At 55.5% G+C, this 19,646-nt stretch carries 14 protein-coding genes; 7 read left to right on the top strand and 7 right to left on the bottom strand.

All coding sequences use genetic code 11. From position 1 onward, the window contains the following. The first annotated feature begins 1 nt into the window (after position 1). Positions 2-241 (top strand): DUF5320 domain-containing protein, encoded by a 240-nt coding sequence (locus tag ADN00_RS19975; protein ID WP_075062106.1) that lies wholly within the window; start codon positions 2-4, stop codon positions 239-241. A 69-nt stretch (positions 242-310) separates the two neighbouring features. Here the strand turns inward: ADN00_RS19975 and ADN00_RS06300 are convergent, their stop codons facing one another. Then, on the bottom strand, positions 311-1,399 hold the full coding sequence (locus ADN00_RS06300) for a DUF4432 family protein (RefSeq protein WP_075062105.1): 1,089 nt from the start codon (positions 1,397-1,399) through the stop codon (positions 311-313). Between the two features lie 212 nt (positions 1,400-1,611). Between ADN00_RS06300 and ADN00_RS06295 the strand changes: the two genes are divergently transcribed. Further along, positions 1,612-2,841, top strand: a complete 1,230-nt coding sequence (locus ADN00_RS06295) for an MFS transporter (protein WP_075062104.1) — start codon at positions 1,612-1,614, stop codon at positions 2,839-2,841. A 38-nt stretch (positions 2,842-2,879) separates the two neighbouring features. Continuing rightward, entirely contained in the window at positions 2,880-3,356 is a 477-nt protein-coding gene (locus tag ADN00_RS06290; protein WP_075062103.1) for a flavodoxin family protein, read from the top strand. A gap of 57 nt (positions 3,357-3,413) precedes the next feature. On the opposite strand, the gene ADN00_RS06285 is transcribed toward ADN00_RS06290, so the two are convergent. Then, entirely contained in the window at positions 3,414-4,217 is an 804-nt protein-coding gene (locus ADN00_RS06285) for a helix-turn-helix transcriptional regulator (protein ID WP_075062102.1), read from the bottom strand. A 66-nt stretch (positions 4,218-4,283) separates the two neighbouring features. Continuing rightward, positions 4,284-5,198, bottom strand: a complete 915-nt coding sequence (locus ADN00_RS06280; protein ID WP_075062101.1) for a sugar phosphate isomerase/epimerase family protein — start codon at positions 5,196-5,198, stop codon at positions 4,284-4,286. Between the two features lie 406 nt (positions 5,199-5,604). On the opposite strand from ADN00_RS06280, the gene ADN00_RS06275 reads away from it, so the two are divergent. From ADN00_RS06275 to ADN00_RS06260, 4 genes are read left to right on the top strand one after another with little or no spacing between them, the layout of a single operon-like run. Next, positions 5,605-6,624 (top strand): BMP family ABC transporter substrate-binding protein, encoded by a 1,020-nt coding sequence (locus tag ADN00_RS06275; protein WP_082389938.1) that lies wholly within the window; start codon positions 5,605-5,607, stop codon positions 6,622-6,624. Positions 6,625-6,676: 52 nt separating this feature from the next. Beyond that, entirely contained in the window at positions 6,677-8,191 is a 1,515-nt protein-coding gene (locus ADN00_RS06270) for an ABC transporter ATP-binding protein (RefSeq protein ID WP_075062177.1), read from the top strand. Then, on the top strand, positions 8,184-9,221 hold the full coding sequence (locus ADN00_RS06265) for an ABC transporter permease (RefSeq protein ID WP_075062099.1): 1,038 nt from the start codon (positions 8,184-8,186) through the stop codon (positions 9,219-9,221). The genes ADN00_RS06270 and ADN00_RS06265 overlap by 8 nt, the downstream gene beginning before the upstream one ends. Continuing rightward, positions 9,218-10,108: an ABC transporter permease gene (locus ADN00_RS06260; protein WP_075062098.1), complete on the top strand. Its 891-nt coding sequence runs from the start codon at positions 9,218-9,220 to the stop codon at positions 10,106-10,108. Before ADN00_RS06265 ends, ADN00_RS06260 begins: the two co-directional genes overlap by 4 nt. A gap of 63 nt (positions 10,109-10,171) precedes the next feature. Here the strand turns inward: ADN00_RS06260 and ADN00_RS06255 are convergent, their stop codons facing one another. From ADN00_RS06255 to ADN00_RS06240, 4 genes are all read right to left on the bottom strand, one after another. Beyond that, complete coding sequence (locus ADN00_RS06255; RefSeq protein ID WP_075062097.1) at positions 10,172-12,562, bottom strand: ABC transporter permease; 2,391 nt, start codon at positions 12,560-12,562, stop codon at positions 10,172-10,174. Further along, a complete protein-coding gene (locus ADN00_RS06250) occupies positions 12,559-13,305 on the bottom strand; it encodes an ABC transporter ATP-binding protein (protein ID WP_075062096.1) in 747 nt (248 codons plus the stop codon). The genes ADN00_RS06255 and ADN00_RS06250 overlap by 4 nt, the downstream gene beginning before the upstream one ends. A gap of 133 nt (positions 13,306-13,438) precedes the next feature. After that, on the bottom strand, positions 13,439-16,168 hold the full coding sequence (locus ADN00_RS20485) for a LuxR C-terminal-related transcriptional regulator (protein ID WP_075062095.1): 2,730 nt from the start codon (positions 16,166-16,168) through the stop codon (positions 13,439-13,441). Positions 16,169-16,385: 217 nt separating this feature from the next. Beyond that, positions 16,386-19,577: an ExeM/NucH family extracellular endonuclease gene (locus tag ADN00_RS06240; protein WP_075062094.1), complete on the bottom strand. Its 3,192-nt coding sequence runs from the start codon at positions 19,575-19,577 to the stop codon at positions 16,386-16,388. Positions 19,578-19,646: the final 69 nt, after the last annotated feature.

Below are 19,646 nucleotides of genomic sequence, written 5' to 3'. Positions count from 1 at the left end.
TATGCCTGCTAGAGATGGAACAGGGCCGTTTGGAAGCGGCCCAGTTGGAAGAGGTATGGGACCATGCCGCGGCGGTTATACGGGATGGGGCCGGGGACGAGGCTTCATGCGCGGTTTTGGCGTTCGCTCCCTGCCAGCAACCCCTGGAGATGAAAAAACCTGGCTGGAATCACAAAAGGCCTGGCTGGAATCCCAACTGCAAAGCATCAAAGAACGCCTGCACGAAGAGAATGACCGGTAAGAGAACAAGAGGCTGCCACCCCATCGAGGCGCACAGCCTCTTGTTTGTTTTTTTTCCAGCGTAATCCGCTTACCCAACCGCTGAAATTGCGCGGGCAATCGCCCGCTCTTCTTCAGCGGCTTCCGAGAACGTCAGCAGCCCCACCTGCAATTCACAGAAAAAGCTCTCGCCGCCGCCCAGCACGCGCACATTGCCCTTTTTCTCTTCCGCGCGAAAGCCTTCCACCTCGGCTGTGGCTGGCTCGAATCCTAACGCTTCCTGGTCCACCGTGCGGCAGATCCAGCGCACGCCGCGGTTCAGCTGAGCGGGCTTATGCCGCACCACATCCGCGCTGCCGTCCGCGTGGATTTGAAGAGTGCGCGCCCAGCCCTGCTCATCGGCCAGGTAGTCGAAGTAGAAAACCACCTCCGGGTCAAACTTGAGATCGGGCGTCAGCGCCAGGTGCTTCTCCGGGTGCAGCTTCAACTCCGCCAGAAACTCGCGGTAGCCTGCGGGCGTCTGCATAAACGCCGGCACGTCGGCGCGCACGCGCATCGCCTGCGGATTGGGCAGCACGCTCTGCGCCAGACGGGCATTGACTTCCGGCCGGAAGTTGACATGCGCCAGGTACATCAACGGCATGTCACTGTTTTTCAAATTCGTAACGGTCATCGAAACATCGAAAATCGCGCTGTTCGCGTAGAGCTTCACACACGGCCGCGCGGTGTAACTGGCGTTGAAGGCGACGGTGTGGCGGTTCTCGCCGGTCAGCGCGATGTATGTTCCCTTTTCATCCTCACCCAACAGGAGCTGCGCTTTCTGGTAGGGAGCATTGGGCAGCTCGCCGTGCAGGGGGTGTGAATCCTCCGCTGATGGCGACCCCATAGCCAGCACGCCGCAGTGCACCAAAAAGCCTCCAAAATTCGACAGAAAATCGCGCGTGGGGTACGGCTGGTCGAACATGGATTTCATCGCCAGCTCGCGCCCGTGGAACATGGCAGACCAGATTTGCTGCCCCTGGTAAGGAAGCAGAACCAGCTCTCCCAGCACGTTGCTCAGTCGCACCGCCTGCACGCCGCTTTCAAAGCAGAACAGGCTGGCCGCCAATTCACCGGCGGTTACCAGTCGCTGCTCTTTTTCAGAAAACCACTCTTTTCTCAACGAGATTGTTGCGTTCATTGGCCGCTCTCCCAATTATTGAAAGTTTTTCATATATGAAATTATTTTCATTATAATCCAAATATCAATCCGGCACCGTCCTTCTTGGCGGTTTTCCTGTCATCCATCTCAAGAAGATGAAGAAACAACTTAATCAGCAACTCGACGTATATTTATAATGTAACTATCCGTTTTTATGATCAGCTTATGGCAGACACTTGAATGAGGTTTGCATGCCGGGCAAGAACTCACCCACTTCGATCCTATCCATTCTACAGCGTTCAATCTTCATTATCTCGCTTCCATTTTTTCTTCTCAGCCTGATCCTGCCTGTGTACGGCAAAGAGATTGGTGCCAGCGTGGTGGAAATTGGCCTTTTCTATTCGGCTTTTTCATTTGTCACCGTGATTCTGCGCCCGCTGGTTGGGTTGGGGTTGGATCGCGCCGGCCGGCGCACCTTTTTTCTGGCTGGATTGGGCGGGTACGCGCTCACCATGCTCAGTTTCGCTCTAATCAGTCAGGTATGGGGACTGGTTCTGGCTCGTATCATTCAGGGAATAGCGTCATCGCTGATGTGGCTTTCAGCCAGCGCCATTATCTCCGATGTGGCAGGTGAAGATCAGCGCGCCAGATCGTTTGGAAAAATCACCCAATCCAGCAGCCAGGGGTCCATTCTGGGAACTTTTCTCGGCTTTTTCCTTTTAGGCACAGCCTCGAATCTGCTGCCTGATCATTCAACGATGAGCAGTTGGGCGTTGCTTTTCCTGTTCTTTTGCTTAACCAGCCTTCCGGCTTTATTTCTGGCGCTGCGCACATTACCAGAGACCAAGCCGCTCCACGAAACACAACCAAAAGACACCCCAATTCAATGGTCGCGCCCCTGGGTGCTGCTGCTGATGGTCACCTTCGTCACTGGAATGTCCGTTTCAATGATTTCTCCGGTGCTGATTATTTTTTTGCAGGAGAGACTCGGGGTGGGAATCGACACCTTATCCTGGGCCTTCTTGCCGATGGGCCTGGTGTGGGCCTTTTTACCCGCCCAATTTGGAAAATGGGCTGACCGCATTGGGCGTAAACCGATGATGCTGGCTGGGTTGGCAGCAGCCGCGCTTTCGTCTTTCATCGTGCCATATTTGGGGAGTGTTATTGCCTTATCGGTCATCTGGGCGTTTCAAGCCATGTGTTATGCCGCCGGCGACCCAGCCGAGCAGGCGCTGGTAGCCGACCTGACCGGCAGGCAGCAGCGTGGGCGCGCCTATGGTTTTTACCTGATGTGCGCCGATCTTGGCGCAACGATTGGCCCCTTAGGCGGAACCTGGTTGTATCAAACTTATGGAGAAGCAATCCCCTTTTATGTCAACGGCATTATTCTCGCTGTATGCGCTCTCGTCCTGTGGGCATTCTTGCGTATTCCATCTAGCCCAAAATCTGAACAAGAAATGGACCAACCTGTAACAGCTTGAGCGGTTTGGAAAATGAGATTTCACACAAGGAGTTAAAAATGAAAGTATTGGTTATCTATGATTCGGTGTTTGGCAATACCGAAAAAATTGCCCGGGCCATCGGCGAAGCGCTTTCTCCATTAGGGGATGTGCGGGTGATCAAAGTCGCGGACGCCGCCGCGCAGGAGATGCAAGGCCTGGATTACCTCTTTGTCGGTTCCCCTACTCGCGCTTTCAGCCCCACCCCCGCCGCCAAACAGTTTCTCAAGACCATTCCCCGTCACGCGCTGGACGGTGTTAAGGTGGCTGCTTTTGATACCCGCGCCGATTTGCAGGAGGTCAATTCTCGTTTTTTGAATATCATGGTGAAATTCTTTGGCTATGCCGCCGATCCCATTTCCAAACGGCTGGCCCAAAAAGGCGGCCGGGTAATTCACCCCCCGGAAGGTTTCTTTGTGAAAGGCACCGAAGGCCCATTAGCGGATGGCGAGCTGGAACGGGCAGCCGCCTGGGCACAGCAAGTGGTTCAGTCCTGAATCAAAATAAACACAGCCGGATTCAAGTTCGATTGAACCCGGCTGTGTGGTTAAACCTTATTCCAATAGGCCCAGTTCGCGAGCGCGCTGAATGGCCTGCACGCGGTTCTGGACGCCCAGTTTACCGTACAGGTTGTTGATATGCGTCTTGATCGTGCTGGGAGCAACCACCAGCTCGGCGGCGATCTCCGGGTTGGACAGGCCGCGGTTGATCAGCGCCAGCACTTCCAATTCGCGCGTGCTGAGCGGCTCTACCAGGTTGGCAGTGGTCTTCACCCCGCCCGCCATCACGCTGCCGCCCTCCTCCTTCTTTGAGAGGCGCAGCCAATCCGATACGGTTTCCGGCAGGATATCCTCCAACGGCAGCCAGCGCAGCGCCAGCCCGCCCAGCACCAGCAGAATAGGTGCGGATATGCGGATCACCGCCCCGCCGGCAATCGCGCCAAAGACGGCGTAAAACACAAATCCGAATACCACCAGCATCGCCCCGATGAAGAGAATATCCCGGCGCCATTCTCCATACCAACCCGCCAGCGCCAGCCCCCAGCCGCCGCCGGCCAACAGCAGCAGCCAGGCGTACGCCCACGAATTCCAGTCATTGGTGATCACATTCAGCAAAAAGATCACCCCCAGCGCCACCAGGATGGAACCGGGAATGAACAACCCGAACGCCCAGCGCCAGCGTTTCGAGAGGGCAAAGGTCAGAACAAAAACTGCCGCCCCCAGTAGAATAAACACAAACGGCAAGGAGATATTCACCTTGTCTCCCAGAATGATGTTGAGGATCAACAGCAGCACCCCACCACACATTAGCACCAGGCTGATCGCCTGTGATCGATCTGAAGAAAGCTTAATCGACAATCCAAACTCCTTGCAGCGCCGGGGGGTCATTTCTTCCCGTCCAGCCCCGACGTGTGTGATTTAGCATCAATGAATCAAAGGCCGCAGCACATCCCGGGCAATTAAGAATCCGCGATTCACCAGCTCTTCCGTCTTTTCAAAAGCGCGGTCTTCATGTTCAATGCTGATGAACGAATCGTAGCCGTTCTGGTACAGCGCGGCGATGAACTTCGGCCAGTCCATATCGCCCAGGCCCGGCAGGCGCGGAATCTGCCAGCCCATCCCCTGTGACAACGCCCCATGCTGGTAAAGCCCTTCGCGGTCGATCATCAGGTCTTTGGCATGCACATGGAAAATTTTGTCTTTGAACTCACGCACCACCCGGTACGGGTCGATCATCTGCAGAATCAGGTGAGAGGGGTCCAGGTTTAAGCCAAAATTATCATCAGGGATGATTTCCCACATCCGCTTCCAGATAGCCGGTGTGCTGGCCAGATTGTTGCCGCCCGGCCACTCGTCGTAGCTGAACAGCATCGGGCAGTTTTCAATGGCAATCTTCACGCCGTGCTCTTTCGCGAATTTGACAATCGGCGGCCAAATCCGCGCGTAATCGTCAAAATTGGCGTCCACCGTCTTATCTTTATCCTTGCCAATGAACGTGCCAACCACTTCCACCTTCAGCATTTCCGCCGCGAGAATCACCTGCTTGAGATGCCCAATCACCTGCTCGCGGTGGTCCGGGTCTGGGTGCAGGGGATTGGGGTAATATCCCAGAGAGGAAATTTGCAGGTTATGTTTGTCGAGCAAACCCAAAATCTGGCTGGCCTTGGCCGGTGTCAGATCATTCACATCGATATGGGTCACTCCTGCGTAGCGGCGGTTGGCCTTGCCTACCGGCCAGCAGGCAATCTCCAGCGTCTCAAACGCGTTGGCCGACGCCCATTCGGCAACTTCTTCCAATGAATTCTTCGCGAACGCGGCGGTGAAAAGTCCCAGTTTCATGGTTTCCTCCAATCATCTTTTCCGATTGATTCATCAAAATGGGTTGGGGTCAAACACAGCACTTTTATTTTAGCATTTTCCTGATTGAATATTTGAAAAAAAAGATCTGGACCCGGCCTCGCCCCGTATGGCTGGGAACTGGGAAACAATTGCAAATTCGTTAACAAAAGGCACAATCGCCTTGTCCACAACCTGAAAAGCCAAATTCGGAAAAGATCAGTTACTTAACTTACTTTTGCTATTGATTAAAACCTGGTTAAAATAGACTATATTGATGGGCGTTATACCTGGAGCGTATTTTCCAAATTCATCGCGTCAAACCTGCCTGTAACACAAAGGTGAAGGCATTGTCAACATGATCATTTGCATCCAACCCTGAGTGAAAAAATTAGAAGAGGAGAGAAATATGAGAAAGTCAATGCTTGTTTTCCTGATGCTGGCCATCCTTTTGGTCAGCGCGGCGGGCTGCGCCCCCAAGGCTGAAGCCCCGCAAGCCGAGAAGGTCGTGTACCTGATCAACGGCGCGCTGGGAGATAAATCCTTCTACGACTCTGGCAAAGAGGGCATCGACCAGATCGCCGCGGAATACGGCGTGGAAACTCGCACCATCGAATGTAACTTCGACGCCGGGCAGTACGAGCCTTCCCTGCAGGCGGCTGTCAACTATGCCGATGTCATCTTTGTCATCTCGTACGGCTACGAAGATCAGCTCAAAGAATATGCGGATAAATATCCCGATAAGATCTTCGTCAACCTTGATACCGTTGTGCAGAACGAAAAGAACACCATTACGTCAGTCGATTTCATCGAAGAGGAAAGTGCCTACCTGACCGGCGTGGTGGCCGCCCTGACCACCCTCGACACCTCCATCCCCAACGTCAATGCAGACAAAATCATTGGCGCGGTGGGCGGCGATGTTGACCCGGTGATTCAGGCCTTTGTGTTCGCCTATACCAACGGCGCCCAATCGATCGATCCTGACATCAAAGTGGAAACCAAGTATCTCGGCTCGTGGGACGACACAGCCAAAGGCAAGCAGGCTGCCCTGCAGCTCTATGACATGAAAGCAGACGTGGTCTTCCAGATTGCCGCCGCGGCTGGCATTGGTGTGCTGCAGGCGGCCGGCGAGCGCGGTCTGTACGCGATCGGCGTCGATACCAACCAGAATGACATTGTTCCCGGCCATGTGGTTGCTAGCGACATCAAGAACGTTGGCCAGGCAATTATCGACGTTTTCAAAACCATCAAAGACGGCACCTACCAGCCCGGACAGGTATTGGAATACGGTCTGGCCACCGGCGGCGTGGACGTAGACTTTACCGCCCAGCAGCAGGTGCTGCCGCAAGGCACCATCGACCAGGTCAATGCGATCCGCCAGCAAATCATTGACGGCACGCTGGTGGTGGAACGCTACACGGGCGAATAGTCAGCCATTTTGCACGGAAAGGGACTTTGCCGTGGTGGAAAACTTGATTGAAATGCAAAACATTGTCAAAGTGTTCCCGCCCAGTCTGGTGGCGCTGGACAATGTAACGGTGGAATTTCGCAAAGGAGAAATCCATGCCATTGTGGGTGAAAATGGCGCGGGCAAAAGCACGCTGATGAAGATCCTCTATGGCATGGAAGAGCGCGGCGCCGGAGAAATTCTCCACCACGGCAAGCCCATCCATTTCAAACAACCGGGGGACGCCATCGCCAGCGGGATTGGCATGGTGCACCAGGAGATCCTGCTGATCCCCGAATATACCGTCTGGGAGAACGTGGTCTTGGGCGTGGAGCCCCGGAACGTTTGGGGCCGTTTAGACGCGGCCAAAGCCCAGGCACAGGTTGCTCAAAAAATCCAAGAGTTTCAACTCAATTTGAATCCCACCGCGCTGGTGGAAGACATCTCGGTGGCCGCCCGCCAGAAAGTGGAGATTCTGAAACTGCTGTTTCGCAACGTCTCGGTGCTGATTCTGGATGAGCCCACCGCGGTGCTTACCCCGCAGGAGATTCCCCAACTCTTTTCAGAACTGCGCCGGTTGAAAGACAACGGCCACACCATCCTTTTCATCTCTCACCATCTGGATGAAGTCATTGAATTAAGCGACCGCACCACCGTGCTGCGCAAAGGGCAGAAAATAGCCACCGTGGATACCGCCAGCACCTCCAAGCGCGAGCTGGCGCAAATGATGGTGGGCAGAGAGGTGATCTTCTCATCCATTGCCAATCAGGGCCAGCCCGGTGAAGTCGTTTTTTCGGTAGAGAATCTCAATCACGCCCATCATAATGGCCACCAATTTTTGAAAGACATCAACTTTGCGGTGCGCGCCGGGGAGATTGTGGGCGTCGCCGGCGTGGAAGGCAACGGACAGCTGGAGCTGGTCAATGCCATCATGGGTTTGCTCGAGCACACCAGTGGAAAAATTTCTGTCAACGGCAAAGAGATCACCCACCTGCCCATTCTGGAACGGCGCAAACTCATTTCGTTTGTCTCGCAAGACCGCGGCAAAATGGGCGCCAGCATCACTGCCAGCATCCGCGAAAACAGCATGATGACCCATCACCGCCTCAATCCCCGCCTATCGCGTTGGAAAGGCCGTTTACTGGTCGGCGAAGCCACCCGTCAGTTTACCCGCGAGATTGAAAAACAGTTCTCTGTCAGCATGGGCGATATGGATAACGCCTTCCGCTCGCTTTCGGGCGGCAACCAGCAGAAAGTGATTTTGGGGCGCGAACTGCTGCTTAACAGCCCCTTTTTGCTTCTCGACCAGCCCACCCGCGGCCTGGACGTGGGCTCAATTGAGTATGTGCATCAGCAAATTCTCAACATGCGCGACAACCAGCGCGCCATCCTGTTAATTTCAGCCGACCTCGAAGAATTGTTCCGCCTTTCAGACCGCATTCTGGTGCTGCACCGCGGTCGCATTGTCGCCGACCTGGCCGCCGAACAGACCAGCCTGGAAGAAGTTGGCATTCTCATGCTGGAAGGCAAGGAAAAAGACCATGAATAAAAAGGTGATCAGCGGTGTAACCGGTATTTTCGTGGCCATGCTGCTCGGCGCGCTGATTATGCTTTTCCAGAACTACGATCCCCTGGAAACCTACGGCGCATTGTTCAGCTACTCGTTGGGAGATTTCTACTCCCTGGCCACCACCCTGCAAAACTCGGTGCCCCTCATCCTCACCGGTTTGTCGGCCTCGTTAGCCTTCGCCTCCGGGCCGGTTAACCTGGGCCAGCCGGGGCAATTCCTGATGGGCGCGCTGTTGGTGACCATCGGCGGGCTGTACGTGGATTTACCGCCCGTCCTGATGATCCCTTTTCTGATCTTGCTGGCCATGCTCGGCGGAGCGCTATGGTCGGGTGTGGCCGCCCTGCTGCGCCAGTGGTTCGGTATGAGCGAATTCATCACCACCCTGATGCTCAACATGATCGCCGATTTCTTCACCTATTGGGCCATCACTTACCCGTTTTACGATCAATCCGCCTTCTCGCCCATGACACCGCTGATCAACCGCTCGGGCTGGCTGCCGGAGTTTGGCGAATTCAACTCCAGCGTGATCGTGATGCTGCTGGCCTTCGCGGGTGTGTGGTTCATCTTCACCCGCTTCACCGCCGGCTACGAATGGCGCATCACCGGGCAAAACTCCCTGTTTGCCCGCCTGGGCGGCTGCGACATTAATAAGAATTATCTGACCGTTATGCTGGTAACCGGCGCCCTGGCCGGCCTGGCTGGCGGCCTGGTGATTATGGCTGGACCGCACCGTTTTCTGAAAGGCATTGGCGCGAATTACGCCTGGGACGGGGTGATGATCGCCATGGTGGCCAACAACGGTCTGATCGCCACCGTGTTGTACGGCCTGTTCTTTGCCACCCTGCAAACCGGCGCGCTGGGCATGGAATTGATCACCGCTGTACCCAGCGAATTCATTCAGGTGCTGCAAGCCGCGATTGTGCTGATCATCGTGGCCGGCCGCGAATACCTGGACATCTTCATGGATCGGACGGCCGCCCGCCGCAAAGCAAAGGAGCGCAGCGCATGAAGATTCTCGTTGGACTGATTAATGGCATGATCACCGGCGCGACGCCCATTCTGCTGGCTGCCCTGGGCGGCACGCTGACCTACTACGCGGGCATCTTCAACATCGCCATGGAAGGCATGATGCTCGGCGGCGCTTTTTTTGCCGTGCTGGGCTCTTACTACTTCCAATCCTGGGGCATGGGCATTGTCGCCGCTATCCTCGGCTCGCTGCTCATGGCGCTCATCTTTATCCTGTTCTCGGTGGTGCTGAAAACGGACGAGTTTGTGACCGGCATTGGGCTGAACCTGTTCGCTCTGGGCGCGACCACCTACCTGCTGCGCCAAATTTTCCAGGTAAAAGGCGCGTTCTCCGGCCCGGGGATTGTTTCCATACCGAGCGTCGACATTCCTCTCCTGAAAGACATACCATTTCTAGGAGAAATCCTCAGCGGTCAGAACCTGGTGGTGTATCTGGCGCTGCTGGCCACCGTAGTTATTTCTTATTTGGTTTTCAAAACCCCCTTTGGTTTGCGGCTGCGCGCCGCCGGTTACAACGCCGCCTGCCTGGACACCAGCGGCGTGCGCACCTCGCGCATTCGCGTCTGGAGCCTGCTGCTGTGCGGCGTCCTCTGCGGCCTGGCGGGGGCTTACCTTTCGCTTGGCTATGTTACCCTCTTCTCTGAAAACATGTCTGCCGGGCGCGGCTGGATTTCTCTGGCCGCCATCATCCTGGTGAACGGCTCGCCGTGGGGTATAGCCATCATCTCTCTGCTTTTCGGTTTTTCCGACGGCTTCGGCCTGCTGCTGCAGCAGTACATCCCCTCCCAATTCGCCTCGATGGCGCCCTATGTCGCCACCCTGGTTGCCCTGTATGTCTACTCGGTGAGAGAAAAGAAGAAAAAGGCATAGTTATTTACCCAGATAGGCCGCCCTGATCAAGAGCGGCCTTTTTTTCAAATTGGCTGATGCTTTTTACTCATACGCCAGAACCTGCGTCACCGTCAGGCTTACCGCACGCATGGCCGGGAACAGACTGGCCAGGATCGAGATGACTACCACCAGCACCGCCCAGATCGCTATCCCACCCATCGAATACGAAGCCGGCATCGGAAAATCCATAAAGGAAAGACCGATTGCGCGCGCCAGCAGCACGCTGATGGGAATGGAAAAAACAATCGCCAGCACCCAACTCATCGCGCCGATCAGCAGCCCCTCAATGATCACCACCCGAAAAACGGCTTTGCTGGACGCGCCGTAGGCGCGCATCACGCCAATTTCCCGCGTGCGCTCCAGAATGTTCAGGCTCATGGTTCCCATCAATCCCAGGCCGCCAACCGTTGCCAGTACAACGCTCATGAGCATCAACAAAGCCACGATTATGGCAAAGGCAGCGTCAATTTCTTCGCGCTCTTCTGAAATCAGAAAGTTGGAGATGACTTCGATGTTGTTGTGATCGTAGCGTTGTTCCACCGCGCTGCTCACCTCCTGCTGCGCCGTCAGATCGCTGGCTGCAATGGTAAAGATCAGCGCGTTGGCGCGGTTCCACTTGCGGACGTGCTGGCAAAAATCCTCATAATCGATCAAGGTGAAGTAACCGATGGTGCTGTTGCCCATCATATTCATCACACCCACAATGGTGTACGTCTCTTCGCGACCATCGATCTTCACGGACATTTTGCTTCCAATCCCCAGATCGGGTTCATTGGCCAGAAACCCCGGCGAGACCAGGATGGCGTTGGTATCTTCAGGCAGCAGCCCCCGCCCGGAAATAATCGGCGGATTGAGCAATTCGGTGCCCGCAGGCGGCGCCAGCAAATACAGGTTGTCGCTTTCGGTGCCATCCGCGCGCACATAGCGGCCAAGGGTAAAGCCCCAGGCTTCGGCCTGCTCCACACCCTGGACGGACAAGGCGGTGCGGATTAGCCTTTCATTGTGGACATACTCATCCACAACCAGCCAGGCATCGTATTCCCAGAAGCCGAGCATCTGGTTGAGAGTCTCGTTCAGCGATGCGCGCAAGTTGACAATGCCCATAAAAATTGCCCCAGCCAGGGTAAGCGTCAGCAGGGAAAGCAACAGGCGTTTGCGCTTGCGGAAGGGATTGCGAATCGAGAGTAACAGATCGCGGGGAAGGCGGGGGATAAGAGCCAGGAGCCTATCCAGCGTCCCAAACCCACCCCACACCTGATTTATTCCATATTCGCTTAAGACTCTTGCAGGCGAAACGTTGTTGCCACTTAGAATCGCGGGGGCAGCCGCCAAAATCGGCACAATCAGACCGACCCCCAATTGAAGCAGAATTATGGAGGGCTTCATCCCTACCTGCGGCGGATCAAAATTGATCAACTGCGCCACAAACCCGGCCAAAGCCTGCGCTCCCAGCTGGCTGGCGGGGATGGCCAGCATACAGGCTGCCAGACCCAGGAAAATCACCATACTGAAGTACATGCCGATAATCTGCCCAGACCTGCCGCCAATGGCTTTGATGATGCCGATCTGCCGTTCTTGTTGCGCCACCAGCGCCGAGACGATATTGACCACCAGCAAGCCGCTTAAGAAAAGCGACAAACCGGCCAAAAGACCCAACAGAACCAAAATCGTGCTGATGATAAAATTCATCGGGTGTTCGTGACGGTTGGGCAGTGTTTTTTGGTAAACCGGCAGGCCCAAACCTTCGATTCGATCCGCCACTTTTTCACTGATGGCGCGAACGCTGGTTGAGTCCGAGCTGGTGGTAGAAACGTACAATTCGTTATACCCCTCTGGCTGTCCCATCCAGCGCAGGGTGTCCATGCCGACATATCCATAGATCCAGCCCTCAATCACTGGCGGTATGCGGTACAGGTCATGCGCCCGCCCGGTCACCGTGAGGCGGTACTGCTTGCCACCAGCCGTCTTCACTAAAATCTGGTCGCCTGGCTGCGCGCCAATGAACTCCATCGAAGCGCGTTCCATCAGCACCTCGCCCTTGTTCGGCGGCCAGCTTCCGTCTTGCTCGCGCACCAAAAACAAGCGCTGGTTTTCATAATCGGCCAGCGAATAGAGGGTCAGGTCCCGCCAGGTTCTGCCCTCTCCATCCAGCGATATGCGCAGCGGAAGCGCCAGGCGGCCTTCCGCTTCATCCACCCCGCGCATGTGGCGGATGGAAGATACAAAATCATCATCCAGCAGCGGGGCGGTCTTAAGAATGATGTCTGCCGGGCGCATACCGGCATACTGGTTGGCCAACGAAGCGGTCAGCGCCTGGTAGGTAGCCGCGATCATACCTATCGCGAATACCCCAACGGCAATGGAGAAGATCACCAGAATCGTGCGCGATCGGTTATTCCACAAATCTCGAAACACTTTCATCCAACGGATCATCGGTGGCATCCTTCCTGGGCCAAGACCAGGGCAAGCTCTGGCTTCTTCTGATACCCATTCAGGTCATCCACAATGACCCCATCAGCAATGTGAATCTGGCGGCCCGCGCGGCGCGCCAAGTCGGGATCATGGGTAACCATCAGCACCGTTTTACCCAGACCGGTCAGGCGCTCAAACAGCGCAAAAACAGCAGCGGCGGTCTTCGAGTCCAGGTTCCCGGTCGGTTCATCAGCCGCAAGAATGGGGGGATCAGTGGCCAGGGCGCGGGCAATTGCCACACGCTGCTGCTGCCCGCCCGACAGTTTGGAGGGCAGCTTGTTCGCGTGCTGCTCAATCTCCATCAAGCTGAGCAGCTCTACCGCCCGGTCACGGCGCAAGGCAAAAGTAGGGGTGTTGCATAAATCCATCGGCAGCATCACATTTTCCAGTGCGGTCAATGTGGGCAGAAGCTGAAAGAACTGGAACACGACGCCTATTGTGACACCGCGCCAGGCTGCCAACTGGTTTTCACTCAACGTTTCCACGGCCGCCCCGCCCACATGAATCTGACCGCTGGTTGGCCGGTCCAGGCCGGTGATCATGTTAATCAGAGTGGTTTTGCCGCTGCCCGATTTGCCCACAATCGCAACAAACTCACCAGCATCAACATGCAGATTGACACTTTTTAATGCCATAAACGGTCCGGCATCGGTCTGGTAAGTTTTCGTAACGGATTCAAGCGCGATCAAAGGATGGCTGTTCATGCGTGCCTCTTGCCTGCAAGGAAAAAGGGTGATTGTGATCCGAAAAATAAACTCCCCGGCAGGTCTCTTGATATAAAGATACCTAGCGGGGAGCTGCTTGTCGGCACGCAAAAGGAGTAGAAAAGAGGTATTTTTAGTCCAGCCAGCCTCTTTCTCTGGCCAACATGACGGCCTGAGTCCGATTCGACACCCCCAACTTGCCGAGAATATTGGAAACGTGTTTCTTGACTGTGTTCACCGTCAGCACAAATTCACTGGCAATATCTTGATTGCTTTTTCCCTGCGCTAAAAGCGATAGAATATCCAACTCGCGGCGCGTGAGCGGAAGCATTTGGCCTGCCGGTTGCTGAGTTTTTTCGTCAATGGGCCTAGCGGCAGACACCTCCTGGCGAAGCAGGTGGGCGATCCTGTCGGTATAGGAGCGCGGAGCGCGAATCCGTGTTGAATATTTTTCAAACAAGCGCAGCAGCGGCGCGCCTTCATCCACAAACATGCGCACATATCCGCTTTGCGCTCCCAGGGTGAGCGCGCGCGTGAGGTTTTCGCAGACCTGGTCGGGCCGCCCAAGCGCATCCAATGCGTAGGCCAGCAAGATCAACGATTCGATCAAGGACGTCACCCGCTCGCGGCGCTCAGACTCACGCGCCAGCTCCGCCAGCTCTTCGATGACGCCGCTTATTTCAGCGCTATCCTGGGCGGATTCGAGAATCTTCAGGCGGCATGTCAGCAGCCGGCTTACTTCCCAATAAATATAATAATTCTGGTCGCCAGATTTTTCCCATTCAATGGTCTTCAACGCCTGCACAGCGCAGACCGAGTCCCCGCGCAGCAGCGCCAGGCGCGCGCGCTGGCTGGCAACCAGGCGGTCATCCACCAGAGACACACTGGTCTCAGAGACAAGCAAAGCGCGTTCCAGGTATTCGTCCGATTCCTTCCAACGCCCTTGCGCCGCTCGAATACGCGCCATGGCGATCAAACCATCCATGCTGGCAACAGGCTGCCACATCTGGCAGTAAGCGATCCCTTTTTTAGCATACTCCAGCGCTTCATCAAAGCGGTTTTGCTCGCGCAGCAAATCGGCATAACTGATGTAAGGCATGCCCAATAAGAAGGTGTTCTCGCCCAGGGTGTCCCTGGCGTACCGGAACGCCTGCTGGAACGTCCGCTCTGCCAGACCAAATGCCCCACGCACCTGGCGGGTCTCCCCCAGCTGCACATAAGCCACAATCGTTACCAGGGGATTGTTCAAAACCTTGGTCAAGCGGATGGTTTCGTTGAACGAATCGACCGCCTGAGCCGTTTCACCCAGAATAACGCTGCGCAGCCCCATGTTGAAATACAACAAACTGTGCAGAAAATCGTCTTTCTCGGAGAGAAGCACAAACGCCTCCGACAACTCCTGTTCATCCGTTACCTTGCCCGAGAAAATCTCGGTCAGAATGCGCAGCGCTTTGGCTTCTCCCAACAGCGATTCATTCTCTTTTGTGGGCGAACAGATTTGCTGCGCCCGATCAATACACCGGTATGCCTCATTGGAATCGAGGGATATGATCTGGGCCCATCCACGCGCCAGCCACAGGCGCGGATAGCGGTCCAACAACTCGATGGGCAAAGCGGCAATCCATTCCAAAATCGCCAACTGCTCGCCGCGCTGAAGCATATCCTGATAATGGCGTTCCAGCAGTTCCGCAGCACGTTCCCAGTCTTTGGCGTGGACAGCGTAATGGATGGCATCATCCAGGTAACCCGCCTGTTCAAACCAGCGGCTGGCCGCGCGATAGTACGCAGCCGCCCGCTCTGACGGTATGGTTCGGCGCAGAAAATCGGCCAACAGCGCGTGATAACGGTACCAGGTGCGCCGCGGATCCAATGGAATCAGAAAGAGATTGGCGCGCTCTACATAGCGCAGCAAACTGGTGGCCGTCTTTTTCGGTGAGATAGTGTTTCCAGACTTGCCCTTCTGCCCCGCTCCCGCTTCCATATCTGGCAGTTCAGCCGGAGGACCAGCCTCTTTGAGCAAAACCTCCGCTAGCGGCGCGCAGATCCGATCGAACAGGGCGGTAATCTGCATAAACCCCTGGACCTCCAACGGTTCGCGCCGCAGCACTTCTTCGGCCAGGTAATCAAAAATTTGTTCCTGGCCGTCCAATTGCTGCCAGTCCGAGGAGTGGCGCGCCAGCGCCAGCGCAGCCAATTGCAGCCCCACCGCCCACCCTTCGGTCAGGCGCTCAAGCTGTTCCACTTCATGCGGCGGCAGAAGTAACGCCATTCTGTTTTTCAGAAAATCAAGAACTTCCTGCCGGGTAAAGCGCAAGTCGTCCACACCCACCTGCATAACCTGGTCCAATCCGCGCAGCCGGGTCAGGTTAAGATCGGGCATCACCCGCGTTGTAAGAATCAAATGGAAATTTGCCGGGCGGTTCTCCAGCAAATACTGCAGGACCTCTCCCGCTTCCGGGCCATCCACGCAATGATAATCGTCCAAAATCAGGGCGAGGTGGGTGCGAACATCGCACAGATCATTGACCAGCGCCGCCAGCGCGCCCTCACTAAACCCGCCCTGCAAGAGCGCCAGCGTGGTTTGTCCAACCGGTGGAGATACAACTTGCAAAGCCTGGATCAGACTGGCTAAAAACCGCTCCCGCGGGCGGTCGCCGGGCTGCAGCGTCAGCCAGGCAGACGGCATCTCGCCGGTCTGCGCCCAGGTCGCCGCCAGAGTGGTCTTGCCATAGCCAGCCGGCGCAAGGATAAGGGTCAGCGCCCGCTGCGCGCCCTGCGAGACCTGCCGCAGCAGGCGCGCGCGCTGAATCTGCCGGGGGCTGACGGGTGGAATGGTGATCTTCGTGCGCAGAATGGGAAACATAATGGCGGGTAAAAATGAGTGACTTTTAACATATCATACCATCAGATGCAAACACACACGGCATTGATAGCTCTCTTTGCCCGAAAGGGGATGGTGGAAAGCGGCTTATCGTTTTAGGAGAAAGTGGGGCTAACCGGTATTAAACGTCCCCGCCCTCTCCAAAGAAAGGGCGGGGCTTGTTTCAGATTGGAATTACACGGTTATGGCGTCGTCATGATTAATGGATCACCAGACTGCCATTATTGATCGGCTGCAGTCCGCGATTATCAAAGACGATCTGGTCATTGTTCCAAATCAGGACTCGAATGGCCTCCGGCGAGCCGTCTCCAACCCACACCATGTAGTGGTAACCACCCTCATCGTTAAGGGAACCACTGCCTGTGAAGATGGCCAAAGAATGATCACCATTGATGGTCAGCCAGTCAAGCGTGTCACTGCGGAAGTCAAACCTGGCTTTTTGCAGTTTCAGCTTAAAGTTTCCTTGTGGGAGAATATTCTGATAATGGTACTTGACGGTCAAATCAAAGTGTGTTTTCGCAACCAATTCTGGCTGAGCTGTATAGGCGCCTGCTGGCGAGACAAACCATCCTCCACCCGTTACGAAACCGAGATCAGAAAGATCGGGCGCATTCTGTAAGTCAAGTCCCACAATCACCGGATCGTGATCCGAAACGCGGTATTGATCAGGATTGAAGAGGGAAACGATCTGGTCCGGGCTCTTGAAGTCGGTGTTGTAGTCCAGAACACTCGGCTCATCGGCGTTAATGTGATATTCTTCCACCCCGGTTACCTGTGAAAGCAGTGTGTCAGAACCCAAGGCGTGGTCCAGGTAACCCCACTGCCCGTCAAACACATAGGAGTAAGCGGTGTCGCCGCCGTAGGCGTGGATCAGATTCGTATACCCCGCCGATTCCAGCGCCGCGATTGGGTCTTCCTTGCTGTAAGAGTTCAGGTCTCCCAGAATCAAAATGTCGGTTTCACTTGTATTGGTTGGATCACCAGCCAGCCATGCCGCCAGTTCTTCCGCGGCTGCTTTGCGGGTCAGGTTACAGTTCCCCTGTCCATCGCCGAGATCTGGGTCCGGTCCCACCGGGCTGATATTATCATCGCAAGCCGAACCTTTGGACTTAAGGTGATTAACCACCGCCGTAAAGCGCGCGCCGTTTGAATTTTGTTGGAAGGTTTGAGCCAGCGCGGGCCGGTTACGGCTGGTAACACCATCTGTGATGATGTATTCACCAAACGCGCCAGTGTTCAGCACTGCCGTGCTGCCTACGGGGGTCACGCTGAGCGGTTTGTACACCAGTCCGACTTTGATCGCGTCTGTCCCCAGCGCGTTGATTTGCTCGGTGGCAGCATCAACGTCTATAAAGGCATAGGTGCCCGGCGCGCTAGCAGCATTTAATCGATCCACCAAATCCTGGATGGCACTATCCGGTCCATACCCATCATTTTCAACCTCAACGACGCCCAGCACATCCACATTCATGGTCAGAATTGCCTCAATTGTCTTTGCCGCCTGTCGCTCAAATTCATTGGCAGTATCTGCGCCCCGGCAATCGGTCGGTTCGCCTCCCACGCCATTGGCGCAATTGTCTACAGTGTCGGGCAAGCCGTCAAAAGTGTTGAAGTAGTTCAGCAAATTGAGGGCGCTGACTTTGAGCGTACCCCCCGGCTCTGCCGGTGTTTCTGGACGAGGATTTGCCGGCACAAAATTCAGCATACTGGCTTCCACGCTTACCGGACGAACCCGGTAAGCATTGCCGCTGGCAGAATTTCCTGACCAGGTATAGGTCATAACACCGGTGACTCCGGTTACCGTGTCGCCGCCGCGCAGGGTATTATCAGCGGAAAGCGGAAGCCCACCGCGCCCAAAGAGAATTGGATCGGGGTTCTGATTATTTAACACATCATCGAGAATAATCCGGTTGAGATTATTCGCAGCCTGCAGCGCAAGCGCCTCCGCTCCCGGCAGCGCCAGACTGGTCGGCTGCCACAAACGATCGCCAGATGAAAGCACAACCTGTCCAAAACGCCCAAGTTGATAATGCTCGGTAACATAAAGGGTCTGTGGCAACGTTACCAGCATGCCTTCATACTGCTCAAGGAACTCCGCCGTTGGCACAGGCAGAGAAACCTCTACCGGAGCAACGGCGCCCTCTCCACATTTGACAATCGAGGAAACGCTGCTAATCTGGGTCTGGCCCTGGTAATCCGCCGCCGACCCGGAGACGCGCACCACATCACCAAGGCTGACATGATCATTGTTGCCATTGAACACAAAGATGCCGTCTGAGGTAGCCGGATCACCATCACCTTCCAAGTCCTGCAGATAAAAGCCGCGCAGGTTGGGAGATGGCCCTTCATAGTCCGCAATCACAACCCCCATCGTTGTAACCGGGCCCGTCACCGCGGGGGTGGGGCCGGAGCCTTGAATAACGGAGATTTCATCGTAAGGCAGCAGGCAAACATCCACGGGTGAGAAAGTGATTGTAGTATCGCTTTCCATCTGATCGGGCGGATCATCCGTATCCTGATCGGTTACATTGGTTGCAAAAATCGTCAGCGTGCAATCTTCATTGGTGAAATTTACATCCGGGTCGAGGACATAGCTGGCCGGTCCGCCGCTCACCACAGCAGTGTGAGCGCCACTCACCGAGCAAGTTAAGTCGAACCACGCGCCACTTACGTCCACTGCTTCACTGAACACCACCTGCAGGTTGGCGTCAACGGCCACACCAGTGGCGCCGTCAGCCGGGTCAGTCGAAGCCACGATAGGCGCCAGTTCCTCACTGATGACCGAATGGCTGCCCAGCCCATCGAAGGTGTTGTTGTCATAGCCATCCCACTCCACGGACGGATCAAACACATCACTGCCGTTGGGGTCGCCCATTTCTATCGGACCTTTACGGCGCAGGGTGTTGTCTGCGGTGCTGGTCAGGTCGCTGCCCCATTGACTGCCAGGGTCAAAGCCAATTTGACCAATCACATCAATGATATCCGTGCCTTTGCGAAGCACCACCGCGTCGTCCCCATTGAACCAGCCAGATCCATTGGTGAAATCGGCCTGCGCCAGAATTTCAGGGGCGGCGCTGGAATGCGCCAACACAAAAACATCCCCATCCGCGACCACACCATTCAGGTTGAGCGTCAACCCCGCGGACGAATTGCCGTTGAAATACATTTGCACATTGTAGGCCCCGGCTGTGAGGTCAACATCTGCGCCGGTGCCGTTGAAAATCTCCAGCGCCTTGTTATTGCTTGAGCCTTCAATGTACTCAGAAAAAAACAGCTCGCTTGGAGCTGCCTGAACGGACCGCGTCCCAAAATGCAGCGGCAGTAATGCCATCATGATGACAAGGAACAAATGAATTGATTTTGGAAGTCTGGAAGAGGGTTGTCGAAACATCCTATTACTCCTTCTATAACGCATATAGATGGATACGATCATTCCGGCTTTAAGGTGTTGAGGCCGCGT

The organism is Ornatilinea apprima, from assembly GCF_001306115.1.
Lineage (GTDB): Bacteria > Chloroflexota > Anaerolineae > Anaerolineales > Anaerolineaceae > Ornatilinea > Ornatilinea apprima.
Note: the sequence above shows the minus strand (reverse complement) of the source record. Positions and strands in the feature narration are given on the sequence as shown.